This window comes from Serratia bockelmannii, from assembly GCF_051803255.1.
In the GTDB taxonomy this organism is placed as follows: Bacteria; Pseudomonadota; Gammaproteobacteria; order Enterobacterales; family Enterobacteriaceae; genus Serratia; species Serratia bockelmannii.
This window is the reverse complement of sequence record NZ_CP196512.1, coordinates 644,960-659,977: the sequence shown is the minus strand read 5'-3', so window position 1 is coordinate 659,977 and position 15,018 is coordinate 644,960. Positions and strand designations below refer to the sequence as shown.

The 15,018-nt window shown below is 57.7% G+C and carries 11 protein-coding genes and 1 pseudogene; 1 reads left to right on the top strand and 11 read right to left on the bottom strand.

Annotated elements, in window-relative coordinates; translation table 11 throughout:
* Positions 1-48: 48 nt before the first annotated feature.
* A complete protein-coding gene (locus tag ACSJLU_RS03085) occupies positions 49-435 on the bottom strand; it encodes a four helix bundle protein (protein WP_260515947.1) in 387 nt (128 codons plus the stop codon).
* Here ACSJLU_RS03085 and ACSJLU_RS03080 point away from each other — a divergent pair.
* Positions 425-1,696: an RNA-directed DNA polymerase gene (locus tag ACSJLU_RS03080; RefSeq protein WP_319869592.1), complete on the top strand. Its 1,272-nt coding sequence runs from the start codon at positions 425-427 to the stop codon at positions 1,694-1,696. The two genes, ACSJLU_RS03085 and ACSJLU_RS03080, sit on opposite strands and share 11 nt — an antisense overlap.
* Positions 1,697-2,020: 324 nt before the next feature.
* Here the strand turns inward: ACSJLU_RS03080 and ACSJLU_RS03075 are convergent, their stop codons facing one another.
* The 10 genes and pseudogenes from ACSJLU_RS03075 to ACSJLU_RS03030 all read right to left on the bottom strand — a co-directional run bounded on the left by ACSJLU_RS03075 (position 2,021) and on the right by ACSJLU_RS03030 (position 14,900).
* Positions 2,021-2,521, bottom strand: a complete 501-nt coding sequence (locus ACSJLU_RS03075; RefSeq protein ID WP_319869590.1) for a hypothetical protein — start codon at positions 2,519-2,521, stop codon at positions 2,021-2,023.
* 87 nt (positions 2,522-2,608) lie between these two features.
* A complete protein-coding gene (locus ACSJLU_RS03070; RefSeq protein WP_439041054.1) occupies positions 2,609-7,408 on the bottom strand; it encodes an invasin domain 3-containing protein in 4,800 nt (1,599 codons plus the stop codon).
* Between the two features lie 553 nt (positions 7,409-7,961).
* Positions 7,962-8,579 carry a tyrosine-type DNA invertase gene (locus ACSJLU_RS03065; RefSeq protein WP_260516164.1) on the bottom strand — a complete coding sequence of 206 codons (618 nt, stop codon included), beginning with the start codon at positions 8,577-8,579 and terminating at the stop codon, positions 7,962-7,964.
* Positions 8,580-9,008: 429 nt separating this feature from the next.
* Positions 9,009-11,354 carry a primase-helicase zinc-binding domain-containing protein gene (locus ACSJLU_RS03060; protein WP_439041053.1) on the bottom strand — a complete coding sequence of 782 codons (2,346 nt, stop codon included), beginning with the start codon at positions 11,352-11,354 and terminating at the stop codon, positions 9,009-9,011.
* A gap of 10 nt (positions 11,355-11,364) precedes the next feature.
* The gene (locus ACSJLU_RS03055; protein ID WP_197776059.1) at positions 11,365-11,700 is read right to left on the bottom strand and encodes a DUF5375 family protein; all 336 of its coding nucleotides are present in this window, start codon (positions 11,698-11,700) and stop codon (positions 11,365-11,367) included.
* Positions 11,697-11,960, bottom strand: a complete 264-nt coding sequence (locus ACSJLU_RS03050) for a hypothetical protein (RefSeq protein WP_055313842.1) — start codon at positions 11,958-11,960, stop codon at positions 11,697-11,699. Before ACSJLU_RS03050 ends, ACSJLU_RS03055 begins: the two co-directional genes overlap by 4 nt.
* Positions 11,957-12,499, bottom strand: a complete 543-nt coding sequence (locus ACSJLU_RS03045; RefSeq protein ID WP_319869583.1) for a host cell division inhibitor Icd-like protein — start codon at positions 12,497-12,499, stop codon at positions 11,957-11,959. Before ACSJLU_RS03045 ends, ACSJLU_RS03050 begins: the two co-directional genes overlap by 4 nt.
* Complete coding sequence (locus ACSJLU_RS03040) at positions 12,486-12,698, bottom strand: hypothetical protein (RefSeq protein WP_319869678.1); 213 nt, start codon at positions 12,696-12,698, stop codon at positions 12,486-12,488. The genes ACSJLU_RS03045 and ACSJLU_RS03040 overlap by 14 nt, the downstream gene beginning before the upstream one ends.
* Positions 12,698-12,963: pseudogene (locus ACSJLU_RS03035) on the bottom strand (helix-turn-helix transcriptional regulator). The gene ACSJLU_RS03040 and the pseudogene ACSJLU_RS03035 overlap by 1 nt, the downstream one beginning before the upstream one ends.
* A 746-nt stretch (positions 12,964-13,709) precedes the next feature.
* Positions 13,710-14,900, bottom strand: coding sequence for a tyrosine-type recombinase/integrase (locus tag ACSJLU_RS03030; RefSeq protein ID WP_319869581.1), 1,191 nt, complete (start codon positions 14,898-14,900; stop codon positions 13,710-13,712).
* Positions 14,901-15,018 lie beyond the last annotated feature (118 nt).

Here is a 15,018-nt window from a genome sequence, read left to right as displayed (position 1 = left end):
GCGGCCAATTAGAGGATTGCGGCCCCTGTCTTAAATATAATCGGGCTACTATTCCACGGATGACACCTGCAAAAACCAGGCTTGCCATCGTGTGACTTGTTTTTCAATCCCATCCAACTGACTTGTTAATTGCATAAATGAACCGTGTGAAATGAAACGCATATCCCAGCCTACCGTCAACAAACCACGAGCAATAACCAATTGCGTTCGAACTTGCCCCAGAGAATCGCCCGACAAGAGCCGCTGCTCTGCATTATTCTTATCTAAATAGTTAGCCGTAATGACGCCTTTTATACAGGTCGTTATAGTTTGCAATATGACATCTCCCGTCGTTATTTTAAACGAGCGAGGAAGATGCTTATGCACAATCCAATATGCTTTGTAAAACCTCAATAAATCATCATAGACCTTAGGATGCTTAAATATGGCTTTCACGTCATCACTCTCAGAAAAAATCAACTATGAGCTTTTACTGTGCGTCGTAAAAATGGGAAAGAGCATACATAAATCGCTAAACACAGAAACAATATCCCAAACATGCCGAGCGTTGGCGCAAGAAATCAGCACCCACTGTTACGAACCTTCCATTTATTCACGTTTCGCTGTAACAGATCCAAAACTGAGAGAAATCTATGCCCCTTCATTTCGTGACAGACTTGTGCAATGCTGGCTTGTGCACCACATCAATCCCTATGTCGAGCGCATACTCATTGATGATACATTCGCAAACAGGAAAGGCAAAGGTACGCTGGCTGCCGTGCAAAGAGTTCAACGATTCATGCGTCAACCTGACCACGAGTATTACCTTCAGTTAGATATTCAGAATTTTTTTAACTCGATACCGCGCAATCCATTACTTGCCCAATGTAAATCTATCACGCAGCGCTACCTATCAGAAAGCCCCCTCTATGAAACACTGAATTTTATTTTAGAACGGTGTATTCTTCACCCCGTGGCGCAATGCACGTGGACCCTTTCTGGTGACAGGAAATTACTCAGTACGATTCCCCCGCACAAAACCTTGCTTGGCGCAGGGCGTGACAAAGGGCTCCCGTTGGGGTCTTCAGCAAGTCAAATGTTCGCCAACTTATGGCTGAGTCCCCTGGACCATTTCATCAAGCACTCACTTAAAGCTAAAGGCTATGTTCGTTATATGGACGATTTGTTTTTACTCGGCCACTCATCAAAAACAATGTCCCAATGGCGAACGCTTATTGCGTCATACTGCACAAACGAATTGAATCTCACTTTACATCCTACAAAACAAAGCATTCAAAAGTGCTGTCAAGGCGCAGATTATTTAGGGTATCGCGTTTATCCCCACCATCTCCACATGAGAAATCGTAACGTTCACCGATTCATTTATCGACTCGATTTCTTTAATCAGCTACTGTCGGGGGGCCTCACTAAGCACTCGCGTACAGATTCTGAAACCTTCACGCGAAATTGGGCGGTTTATCATGACGGTGTCCCCATCACACCGTCATATGCACTGCTCACTCAAATCCAGTCCGTCATTAATAGCTATCTTGGTATGATGCAACACACGCAACATTGGCGCCTTCGCAAGCAAATATGGCATCGTCATGCCGGCTTGCTAAAAATATGGCTTATTCCGGCTGATGCCAACTATGGTGCCGTGCGTATTAAAAAATACTGTAAACAAGACTGGATTATGCAGCAGTGCAGAAGGTAAGAACACCCTGCCGACACGCCACGTTGTTGCTGTTGCTGTCGTTGTTGTTGTTGACGTTGCCCGTGGTCAGGTTGACGTTGTAGTGGTTACCGCTACTGTTGGCCTCGGACGTCCAGGTGTTGTTGCTACTCGGGAAGCCCGAGCCTAACTCACGCCCGGCGCTCACTTACCCACCCTCTTGATATCAGCTTACCCTCTTTCGAAGTTCGCCCCATTGTAACGCCCTCACCGATAGGAGGCCGTGGGGTGGGTCGGTCTTCTTTCATGGCATATTTCTGTTACGCCTTGGCGATACAGACCCTAATGCACCCTCTGCACCACTGCTCAATCCCGTCTCCATGACTCATTCATTAATAAATTACGCCCCGCTTTTTTCTTTATTGCGGCAATAAATCCCGCATCAACCGCTGCGGGGAAAGCCTCGGGCTGCCAGGATGCCAAAAAACGACAGCATTCAACATCAAGTAAAATCTGCACGCCTTCATTGCCGCGCTCAATATCCCGTTCCGTTATTTTATGTGCAACCTCATCCCACCAAACGCGATATTTATCCCTATCTATATCATAGCAGCCGCATTCATGCCCCCACGCCACTTCAACAGCATCGGGAAACATTTTATTTAACTGTGATTCGGGAAATCCTCCATACAATACGCGACGGCCATTTAAATTTTTAAACGTTCTACTGAGGATATTCAATGTGGGGTATGCACTATGAACCAACGTATAGAGTGACTCTTCATAGCAGCGCAGGAACATTCCCTCCCTTAATAAGGTTATTTTACCTTGTCTCGCGCTGAGCGCCAATTTTTCTCCGATATTCATGCTGACTCCTTTGTCGTGATCGACCGACCCCAAAGGGTCGGTCGAGGGAAAACCAAAAAACCAAGGTTAAAATCTAAAAGCTAAAAATTAAAGACCCTGCCGACACGCCACGTAGAGGCTGCCGCTGTCGTTGAAGTTGCTGACGTTGCCCGTGGTCAGGTTGACGTAGTAGTGGCTACCGCTACTGCCGGCCTCGGACGTCCAGGTGAGGCCGCTACTCGGGAAGCCCGAGCCTGTGTACGTGGTCAGATTGCCCCACTCGCTCCACAGAGAGCCTAACTCGCCGCGGCTGTTTAGCAGACCGGAGATGCCTTGCGACCCACCGAGTTGCGCGATGCCCGGCAACGCGGCACCCTGGCTGTTGCAATAGGCGTCGGCCGCTGACCAGTTCAGCACTGTTGACCCATTGTTGATGTACCAGTCGTTCAATGTGAAGGTGTACGCAAATGCCTTGCTCGCATCCGCCTTCGACGTGGCCGTGATGGTGACCGGGGTGCTGTTCCCTTTTGCGGTGAACGTCACCACCCCATTGGGGTCAACCGGTGCCCAGCTTGAGGCGCTGGAGGTCCAGGTGTAATCGTCCGGCTGACCACCGTTCAATTGCACCGTGAACTTCGCGCCGGTGAACCCGGTTTTCGGGAACCCCGCGTCCTTCGCGAAGGTGTAGTTGTTCACCAGGATGTCCTGTACGTCGGTCGCGACAGTGGCCACGTTAACGGTATCACTCAGGCCGCTTATCGGCGTCCCGTTGATACGCGGCACCACCGTATAGCTGCCCGCGGCCGTACTGGTCATCGTGGCCGTGTAGTTGCCGTTACCCGCATCCGTCGTCGTGCTCAGCGATGCGGTCGCTGCTGGCGTGGCTGCGAACGTCACGTTGGTCAGACCGGTGATGGCGTTGCCGTAACTGTCCTGGAGGTGCAGGGTCAGCGTGGTGCTGTCCTGGCCGTCCGGGATGATGGCGCTCGGGTCGGCACTGAACGTCGACTTGGTGGCGTCCGGGGTGGTCCCTGCCGTCAGCGTCACCGTGTCAGACAAGCTGCCCACCGCAGCACTGTTGTTGAACGGCGTGACGGTGTAAGTCCCCGCCAGCGTCCCGCTCAGGGTTGCCGTGTAGGTGCCGTTGCCCGCATTGGTGGTCGTGCTCACCGTGATACCGCTGGTCGGCACGTTGCCGCTCGCGTCCTTGACCACGAACGTTACCGCAGTCAGGTCGGTGATAGGGTTGCCCTTCTTGTCCTTCGCCGTGAACGTCAGCGTCGACGTCGCAGCGTTGTCCGCCGCAATGCTCTTCGGCGCCGCCGCTATCGTCGAGTTGCCCTGACCGGCGTCCGGCGTCTCATCCGCCTTCAGCTCAATCTTATCGTTCATGTTGCCCACTGCGCTGCCGTCGTACTGCGGTATCACCGTGTACTCCCCGGCCTTTTCACCGGTCAGTGTCGCCGTGTACGTGCCCGGCGGGGTGATTTCCGTTGCAGGCGAGACGGTAATGGTCCCCGCCGGCGCCAGATTGCCATCCTTGTCCACCACCTTGAAGGTGATGTCGTCAGCAATGCCCGGGATTGGGTTGTTGTTGCTGTCCTTCGCCTCGAACGTAATGGTCGCGCTGTCCACGCCATTCGCCGTGATGCTGTCCTTGTTGATGCCGATGGTCGAGTTGGTGCCACTCGGGGTGGTCCCTGCCGTCAGCGTCACCGTGTCAGACAATGCCCCCACCGCGACACTGTTGTTGAACGGCGTGACGGTGTAGACCCCCGCCAGCGTCCCGCTCAGGGTTGCCGTGTAGGTGCCGTTGCCCGCATTGGTGGTCGTGCTCACCGTGATACCGCTGGTCGGCACGTTGCCGCTCGCGTCCTTGACCACGAACGTTACCGCAGTCAGGTCGGTGATAGGGTTGCCCTTCTTGTCCTTCGCCGTGAACGTCAGCGTCGACGTCGCAGCGTTGTCCGCCGCAATGCTCTTCGGCGCCGCCGCTATCGTCGAGTTGCCCTGACCGGCGTCCGGCGTCTCATCCGCCTTCAGCTCAATCTTATCGTTCATGTCGCCCACTGCACTGTTGTTGTACTGCGGTATCACCGTGTACTCCCCGGCCTTTTCACCGGTCAGTGTCGCCGTGTACGTGCCCGGCGGGGTGATTTCCGTTGCAGGCGAGACGGTAATGGTCCCCGCCGGCGCCAGATTGCCATCCTTGTCCACCACCTTGAAGGTGATGTCGTCAGCAATGCCCGGGATTGGGTTGTTGTTGCTGTCCTTCGCCTCGAACGTAATGGTCGCGCTGTCCACGCCATTCGCCGTGATGCTGTCCTTGTTGATGCCGATGGTCGAGTTGGTGCCACTCGGGGTGGTCCCTGCCGTCAGCGTCACCGTGTCAGACAATGCCCCCACCGCGACACTGTTGTTGAACGGCGTGACGGTGTAGACCCCCGCCAGCGTCCCGCTCAGGGTTGCCGTGTAGGTGCCGTTGCCCGCATTGGTGGTCGTGCTCACCGTGATACCGCTGGTCGGCACGTTGCCGCTCGCGTCCTTGACCACGAACGTTACCGCAGTCAGGTCGGTGATAGGGTTGCCCTTCTTGTCCTTCGCCGTGAACGTCAGCGTCGACGTCGCAGCGTTGTCCGCCGCAATGCTCTTCGGCGCCGCCGCTATCGTCGAGTTGCCCTGACCGGCGTCCGGCGTCTCATCCGCCTTCAGCTCAATCTTATCGTTCATGTTGCCCACTGCGCTGCCGTCGTACTGCGGTATCACCGTGTACTCCCCGGCCTTTTCACCGGTCAGTGTCGCCGTGTACGTGCCCGGCGGGGTGATTTCCGTTGCCTTCGAGACGGTAATGGTCCCCGCCGGCGCCGGATTGCCATCCTTGTCCACCACCTGGAAGGTGATGTCGTCAGCAATGCCCGGGATTGGGTTGTTGTTGCTGTCCTTCGCCTCGAACGTAATGGTCGCGCTGTCCACGCCATTCGCCGTGATGCTGCCCTTGTTGATGTCAATGGTCGAGTTGGTCGAGCTCGGTGCCACGCCGCTGATAACCACCCGGGCCGGGTCAAGTTTCACATCACCCACCGTTGGCGTCAGGACAACCGTCTCTTTGTCCGTCCCGGCGGTCACTGTCACCGTGTAGACGCCGGCAGCCGTCTTGTCCACCGCCGAGACCGTGGCAGACTTCAGCGTGCCGACGGTCATGTGAATGTCCGCCTGCGGCAGGTCCACCGCATTACCTTTCGCATCCTTGACGCTCAGTGTCAGTACCTGCGTACTCTTTCCGTCCGCCGACAGCGTACTGTTGAGCGGCGTAAAGGTACTGGTCTTCTCATCGATATCCGGGGTGTGCACGCTGACCTGCGTCTCGCTCGCACCGGAGCGATTGCCCTTTTTGTCCACCGCCACACCGCTGACGGTGTAGTTGTTCACCCCCTGAGTGAACTGGTAGTCCGGCAACACCACGCTGTATGCCAGCGGGCCGTCCTGTACGATTTTACCGCCGGCGGCCAGCAATGCTGGCGCCGACCAGTCAATGCGGTCCACGCCGTTGCTGCTGTTGACGGTCACGCCCAGAGATTTTTTCTCCCCGGCGTAGCCGGTGACCAGCGGTGCCGTACGCAGGCTGATAGCCTCTTTCTTGCGGTACTCCAGGATGATGTTGTTGTTACGCTCAACCAGGTCATGCCGGCTGCCTGCCAGGCTGCGCATCGCCTGCACCGCATCCGGGTTGACCTGCTGCTGCCACGGCACGCCCAGTTGATAGCGCATTTCCACGCCAAAGCGGGTATCGTTCTCGCTCCCCTTACCCTGGCGCTGCTCGGCGCTGAGCGACACCAGTGGCACAGGCGTATACTCAAGGCCCAGCGTAAAGGCGTGCGGGTCTTTCTGGCGCTTGTCTTTGCCGAACAGCCCCACTTCATCGCCGTAATACTGCTCGTACACCAGCTTGCCGCCCAGCTGCGGCAGCGCCGGCAGCCACGCCTGCGCGCGGATATCCCAGCCATTGGCCGGTCGCTCTTCGTACGTACCTTCATCCAGGTCAGGCGAGTCCTTCCAGTTGGTCAGGCGCATGTAGCTGTTGGCCCCCAACTTCAGGTAGTCACGCCAGTACTCCACCCCCACCCCCATCCGCGAATGCGCGCGAGACAGGTCATGATCAAGGAAGGTGTTGCCGCCCAGCATCCAGCCGTCATTATACCAGCGCACCCCAAGGCCCACGTTGGCCTGTGTGCGACTGTCCGTGCGATGAAAACTTCCCTGAGTGAAGGCCAGCCAGTCCTGCTGTTCATAGAGCGGAATAAGCAGGTCGAACTGCGAGTTTTTCATCGAGAAATGCTGGTCGACATCCAGTTGCACGCGCGCGGTGCCGAACTGGCTCATCCATGCCTGCACCTCCTTCGTGGCCTCGCCCATGGCCATGCCGCGCGCCATCGATGCAACCGCCTCCCCATTGGGGTTGTTGGCCAGGAAATTCCCGGCCTGCGATGCCACACCGGCCACCCGCGCCGCCTGTGCGTCACCGTTCGGCTGAACGGGTGCCGCGCCATTCCCGACCTGGAGGGGTGCCGCCGGCACATCCAGTTCGTCGCCGGCCTTCAGGTGGTCAAACCCGTGCGCAAAACTGCGGAACTGATTGAGCTTGCGCAGCTCCGCCTGACTGATGTTGTATTTTTTGGCGACCGTCGCCACCGTTTCGCCCGTCGTCAGCGTATAGGCCTGCGTCTGCGCAGGCGCAGACTTCTGCAGAAGGCTGCTCGCAGCCGCTATCGTCGGGGTAAAGCTCACTGCCAGCGGGAAGCAGGCCTGGATACCGATGTTTATCCAGGTCAGCGCTCGCCACCGACGCAAAGAGACGTCCGTAGGTTTGCTTTTCATTATTTTCACCAATGGAATGTAAGTGTTGTTCAAAGGACTTCCCTGTGGTCAAGCCCTCTCGTTTTTTGTCGCTGCTTGCGAAAAACCCTGTTTTGCGCACCGCCCGGCGGCCAACCCCTGGCTCAGGACGGCGCGTGCCCCTCCCTTTTGTTCACCACTCCGTCGCCTGACCGCCTGTCGGGTGCAGGGCGGGCAAGCACATTACCGCGGGCCGTCATGGCTACCGCACGACCCGGCGCGAGGCGGGGTCGTATTGCGCAGCGATGGACAGCCCCGCCCTTTGCTGGAAAAACACGCAAAGAACTTTACAATTAGGACCATTTTGACTAGTCAACAGAAGGGATGGTGGGAATTGGGTTTGATAGAGAAAAATATCGAAATGAATAACTTTATTGACACAAGGGACTAAAATGGCAGCAAAACGCACGGCGCACCCGCCATTCCGTCCTTGGGTGCGTCACCATTAGCGCGCGTCAACAGGCCCGTTAACGGACCGGGCGCCAGCCAATGCGATGGATGGATGTCATTGAAAAGTAAGAGGAGGTAAAAAATATTGAACTTTTTTAGGTGGGCGGTGTGGTTTTTTTCAACGATTTACATATACTACTTTACACTTTGGTCCTAACTGACCACTCTTTCGCTTGTTTTTTGCGCGATGCCATACCCCTTCGAACCGTTCTGCATTGCTCGCCGTATACCGTACCGTATGCCGAATGTTCTTATGCCCCAGGTAGTCCTGTATCAACCGCGTATCAATACCCCGGTCGGCCAACGCAAATCCGCAGGCATGGCGCAACATGTGCGGGTGTGACTCCACGGAAATACCGGCTGCCTTGCCCAACTGACTGATGATTTGGTACACCCGCTGTCGCGTCAGCGGGTTCCCCTGCCGCGACAGGAACAACCAGTCGCTGTCTGCCCCGCGCAAAGACGCCCGCACCGCCAGCCAGGCCCTGATGACCCGCAGTTCGTCCTTCAGTAGCGGATGGTTGGTGGAAAACCCGTTTTTTATTCGCCGGATATACAGACAGCGCCCCCGCAAGTCCAAATCAGACAGACGCACGCCGCAGGCCTCGCTGACGCGAAAGCCGTGGATAAAACTCATGTAAATCAAGCAATAATCCCGCTCGGCGTTCTCACCCTCCCTTGCCTGTTGCAACAGCCGCTCCACTTCGGACTGCGTCAAATACCTCCGCTGGCCCATACCACCTCGTTATAAAACAAAAATAATAAACCTCAGAAAATACCGACATTTTCCACTATAAAAAAAGCAAACGTGAAAGGATAAGTCTGAATCACGGGACCGTCAGTTGCCAAACGTGCCTTTGTTTCAAAAAAAATCCGTGAAAACCCCTGTGTCACAGAGGCGATATCGGCACGACCTCGTCCCCTTCGCCCGCCGTGAGATATCAGCCTCAAGCCAAAACGAAAAAACCGGCCGAAGCCGGTTGGGTGAGCGCTTGTCGTTATAGGGGGGGGCAGCCAGACGCTGCCCGGAGGAATGCCCTGGTGTGGCGGACTGTCTTGTTCGCCACCACTATAGGCGGCGTGATGATTGAGCGTCCAATGGGTTCGGCAGATCAATACGCAGCCATTGATCGGCGCGGCCGATCGTCGCCTTGCCTTGTGCCTGTTACGCCTCGCATTTTGGCAGCCAGTCGACGTCACAGTCATCATTCAGCCGCAGGTTGGTCTGGATCCCCAGCTTGGTGCGGCGCTTGAGCAGCGTGTGCTCATACTCTTTCAGCGTCTGCGGTACCGCCAGCCCAAACGCCGTCAGGTTCATCACGTGCTGATAGCCCCGTGCCGCCATAAACGACAGGTAGGCGTGATACAGATAGCGGCGCGGGTTCGGCGGGGTGATGTTGGCATTGCCTATCATCATCCCTTCCGGGGTGCCGAGCACCGTCAGGTAGCCGCAAAAATCAACCAGCGGGTCAGCCTGGCGCTTGATGGTCAGCGCTTCGTCCGAGCTTTGCTGCGCCTGGAGCAGGGTGCGGGCCTCGTTCGGGTTGGCGAAGCGCTGCATCAGGTGACGCACAATCACCGCCAGCTCATTAGTAATTTTGTCCAACAGCTGCGGGTCGCGTTCGGCCAGCGGTATCGTCTCCGGGAAGGTGAGTATCACCCGCCGCCGGGAGACGCCGCCACTGCGGTCGCTGAACTGCATCGGGTTGTTGTTGACCGCCAAAATCACCGCCGGGATGTGGGCGGCGTAGGCGTCGCGGTATTTCGGGTCAATAGCCACCGCATCACCGCCGGTGATGGCCTTGATACCCGCCCCGTCGCCGCTCCACTTTTCCTGGTCAGGCAGGATAATCAGCGAGTAGCCGACCACCGAGGCCCGCTCGCGCGCCGACTCCAGGTTGTCGATGGTGGCGGAAGTGGTGTTATCGGCTCCCGCCAACAGCCGGGCAATGGCCGCCATTACGCTCTTGCCGCTGCCGCCGGGGCCGGTCACTTCTAAGAACAGCTGCCAGTCGTAGCGGTTGGCCAACACCATAAAGAGCGCCGCGAGGATGCGCTCCTGTTTATCGTGGTTGCCCCCGGCGGCCCGCGTCAGCCAGTGCCAGAAGTGCGGTGCATGGTCGGCCAGGTTCTCCCCGGCACGCGGCGGCGTGTAGTCTACGCTGTTGACGGTGCGCAGCCAGTGCGCTTGCCGGTGGGCGCTAAACTGCCCGCTGACGGTATCAAAGACGCCGTTGCGAAAACCAATCAACCGGCGGGCCGGGTCGCCCATCTGCGGCACCATCAGTTTGAGGGTGTCCAGGATGCTGTTGATACCGGCGGCGGAGAACGGCGCGCGCACCTTCTGGAACAGCGCGGCAATTTCCCGGCTCAGTTGCCGGTGTGGCAGCACCTGCCAGGCGCCGCGCGCATAGCGGCACAGCTCTTCCCCCACCGGCGGCACCGCCAGGGTATTGCCGTAGTGCTCGGCCAGCAGTTCGGCCTTCTCGCTGGCGCTCATGGCTTTGAGGTCTGCATCGCTCAGCGTGTCGAACGGGCTGTGCTGCGGCGGCTGGCTGAGCGCCCGGAGCTGCGCGCGCGTGGCCTCAACTCCCTGATTACAGTAGACGTCGTTCCAGTCGCCCTCTGTGGGTGGCAGTGCCGGAGTGCCGCCGGTGAGTGTGGCCGCCTCGGCGGCGCGGGTCTGCCCGGTGCCGCTGCGGTCATTATCGGCCGCCAGCAGCAACCGTGCATCCGGGTAGTGGCTGCGCAGCTGCTCTGCCACCGCCGCCAGGTTGTTGGCGCTCAGCGCCACGCACACCGTCTCACCGGTCAGGCGGTGCACGGTAAGGCCGGTGGCATAGCCTTCGGTGAGCCAGATAACCGCGTTGTCCGGGCCGCAGAGAGTGTGGCAGGCGGCTTTCACCTGCCCGCCTGCCAGCATACACTTGTCACCGGCGGCGTTAATCAGCTGTACGTTAACCACTTCTCCCCCGGCATTGTACAGCGGCAGCAGCAGGTCACCGGGCTGGAAGGTTATTCCGCCAACGCGCAGCGGCTGGCCCTGCAAGGTCAGGGCGTCCACCTCCGGCCAGCCTTTGGCGCTCAGATAGGCATTGTCGGTCTGAGGTTGCGCGGCAGCCACCAGAGCCTGTGCCTGCCTGGCGGCCTTGCGCTGGGCCTCAGCCTTGTCTTGCCCGCCGCCCTTCTGTGAGGCATGGCCGCTCTCAGCGGCCGGTGGCAAGGCGCTGGTGCTATTCCCCATCACGGCGGCCACCTGCTCGGCGGCGGCCCGGGCAGACAGCGCCAGGGCTTTTTCCACCAGATTGAGGCCGTCACCGGCCCCACACTGATTGCAGAACCAGGTGCCGCGCCCATCTTGGTTGTCGAAACGGAAGCGGTCTTTGCCGCCACAGGTCGGGCACGGCTGCGGCTTGCCGTTCGGCTGCAAGGCAATGCCGAGGGCCGGGAGTATCACCGGCCACTGGCCGGTGGCGGTGCGTACGGTCTGGGAAACGAACTGGGCGCTCATGGTCTTCTCCTCAGTGTACGGTGGCGTGCTGTGCCGCCGACAGGCGCTCGCAGCACAGTTCGTCCATCATCTTTTTCCCCAGCGCGGTCAGGCGCGGTGCGGCCACCAGAACGTCCGGCTGCACCATGTCGCTCAACATGGTGCACGCCATGTCCATGCCATCCTCTGCGCCGTACTGACGCACAAAATGCCCTTCCAGACGCAGGGCAATCGTCATCTGCAGCTCGTCCAGCGTGTACCCCAGGCTCACCCGGTAAAAGGCGCAGGTATCCAGATAGGCTTGCGCCACGGCGCGGCGGAAAACGGCGGTACGGACTTCAATCGGTAAACAGGATGCAGTGTTCATGCGGCGGTGGCCTCCATGCGTGCAAGAATTTGGGTTTCACAGGTGTTGACGACGTGGCCGAGCTGGTCAGTCAGCAAAGCAATGACCGAAGCAAACGATGCCTGTTGCGCGGCATCGGGGCGCTGCCCGCCGAGGTCGAGGGTGTCCAGCAGGTCGAGGAACAGCACGCCGGTGGCGTGCGCATGCTGGAGACGCAGAAAATCGGCATGCGGGATAGGGTAATGAGTATCGCGGTAATAACGGTCGGCCAGGGTGTTCATGCTGCCGCCTTAACCGGCAGACGACCGGCAAAGGACAACACGTAGTCACGGGCCAGCAGGCGGCGGGCGTTGCGCTCAGAATCCGCCACGGTGCGCACGATGCGCGGTGAAGCCGTCAGCGCAGAACGGCGCACGGCCGCAAACAAAAAGCAGAATGTCGAGTGAGTCGGGGTGAGGGTCGTCGCCATGGTGGCAGCCTCCAATAAGTATTGGTTATTGCTACCACCGAAGTTCTCACGCAAGGGTGGTAGCCCAGACGGGGGTGAGAAACCGGCCTTATTGGAAACCGGCCAGCCCGAAGGCTGCCCCGCCTGAGCCACCATTGATTGACTGCTGCGATAGCATAACATCCACCGCGCAAAAAATGAGCGCACTAAGGCCACGACATAAAAAAACACGCCTGGCGCGTGTTGTGTCGCCAATAAGTAACTCGGGTTCTCACGCCCGGCTGCCGATTGTGCGGCAGCGGGAGGACTATAGCGCAGGGCCGGACGTGAGGGCAAGCCGTAAGACGCCCCCGGACGTTCAATCGATCGCATTGTGATCAATCACGTCATCAACATGGAACTGACTCATTTCGGTCAGGCGGTTCGTCAGACGAATAACGCCGTGTTTATCGCTGCGGTGGTCCGGCAAAACGATATCCGGGTGCTTGCGCTGCAACAAAATAGCTTCCGCCACAAACCGGGCGTCATTGTCGCTCAGGGTAAAACTGTGCCGACCGAGGGTTAGCTGCATCACTCGGCACTCCCCTGATGACGGTTGGCAATACGTTCGTCCATCCACTGCTCGACCTCGGAGGCCAGCCAGGCGACGTTTTTACCGCCGAGAGAGAGACCTGAGCCGGGAACTGCCGGCGGCTCATCATCTCGTACACGGTGGAGCGGGACAGACCGGTGGTGTAAAGCACTTCCGGCAGACGGATAAAGCGCTCGCGCGGGATGTGACCACCAGGAATAACCGGCGACGGGGTAGATGGAGTAGGGGCGGAAACGGTCAACATAAAAACGCTACCTCTTTGTGTCCGGCCAACGCTGGCCGGGACTGTGTGAACTTCGGTAGCGCCCTATTATGTGAAGATTTACCGGGGTGGCAACAAGGTGTTGTTGTGTGGTGAAACAGATTTTGTGCTTACTTTCAATCAAGTGGACAACGCTGGCCGATATTGACCTTTATTGGCATTTATTGACCTTTGTTGGCAAACCGGCCGAAAAGCCTGAGCGATGAATGGGCGGTTGATTAATCGGGAAAAACCGCCAAATACCGGCTCGCCAGGGAAAAGGCCTCGCGAGAGCCGGTGAACAGGCGTGAACACCGGGTGAACGGATACAGCGACCACTCTTCACCCCACTACCTACTGATTTATCTCTACTTTTTTATTTTGGTGAACAGTATGAAGAGTGAGTAATAAAACTAAAAACGCTCTGATGTGATTATCGGCAGCGCGCGGTACATCTCCCCCCGTCAGAAACGGCCTTCGGTCACCGGTTTGCGGTGACGCACGACAACGCCAGGTGCAACGCCCTTTCGCCCCGTCATCAAAAAGGGCTTTTTTTCTGGCTAGCGGGTGTCAAATTGCGCGTGCATGCATAGGGTGCATGATTTTGCATGCGGATAAATGCAGGTTTTATCCCCCGCCGCCCCAGCAGTGGCGCGGCCTGCGGCCTCTCATGCAGGTGCATGAAAAGCGACACACAAAGCGCGCAGGCGAGGCGGGGGTAGCATTGCGCGCCAAGGGGTTTTAACGATTTATTGGTGGTGAGACTGGCGAGCAAGGCCCGCGATAAAATCGGCGTACCACTGCAACATGTCACGACGCTTCTCAAGGTACTGCGCATGGTTGTAGGTACCGCGAATGGCGTTCTTGTCCACGTGGGCGAGCTGCATCTCTATCCAGGCGGTATTGAAGTCCTGCTCATGCAACACCGTGGACATCATGTGCCTGAAGCCGTGGCCGGTGAGCCGACCGTGATAACCGATGCGCTTGAGGAGCTGGTTGATACACGCATCACTCATCGGCTTATTCACATCCGCTCGTCCCGGGAAGACATAGCGATAATGGCCCGTGTAAGCTTTTAGCTCGTTCAGGATGGCCACCACCTGCGTCGATAGCGGCACGAGATGAGCCCGGCGCATCTTCATACGCGCCAACGGGATCTCCCAGAGGGCATTATCCAGATCAATCTCCTGCCACTGCGCCATGCGCAACTCAACGCCCCTGACTCCGGTCAACATCAGTAACTTCGTCGCCAACTTCCCCAACAAGCTGCCAGAGTATCCCTCAAGTGCCGTCAAGAAATCGGGAAATTCATCGACAGTCAAGAACGGATAGTGTGTCGTATTGGGTCCAGGTAAAACACTGGAGAGATCTGCGGCCGGGTTATATTCAGCACGCCCCGTCGCGATGGCATAGCGAAAAACCTCACCGCAGCGCTGCCTGACCTTGCGCATTTTATCCAGCGCTCCACGCGCCTCAATCTTGCGAAGCACGGTGAGCAGCTCAAGTGGCTTTATCGTCGATATAGCACGTTGCCCCAGAGAGGGGAAAATATCGAGGCAGAAGGCACGCATGATCTCCGCAGCATAACCCGCCGACCATGTCGCCAATTTTGACCGGTGCCACTCTTTCGCGATCGCTTCAAAGGTGTTCGCATCCCCGTATAGCTGCGCCAGCTTTTTCTCTTTACGGAGTGCGCTGGGGTTCTGCCCCTCGGCAACCTGCCTTCTGGCTTCATCGCGTTTTGACCGGGCGTCGGCCAACGAAACAGCGGGATAGACGCCAAATGAAATCATCTTGGGCTTACCGGCAAAGCGGTAACGAAAGCGCCAGCTTTTACTGCCGTTGGGCTCAATCAGAAGAGACAATCCTAATCCATCGCTCAGCGTGTAAGGTTTAGGGGCAGGTTTAGCATTACGGATTTGTAAGTTGTTAAGTCGCATGTGTATAGGAATTTAAGATCGAACTCGGGTACACGCAATTCTACACACACCTGATACCGGATTCCACAGGACAGCGCCGGACACTCACGGACATAATCAACAACCAATACGTTGTTAT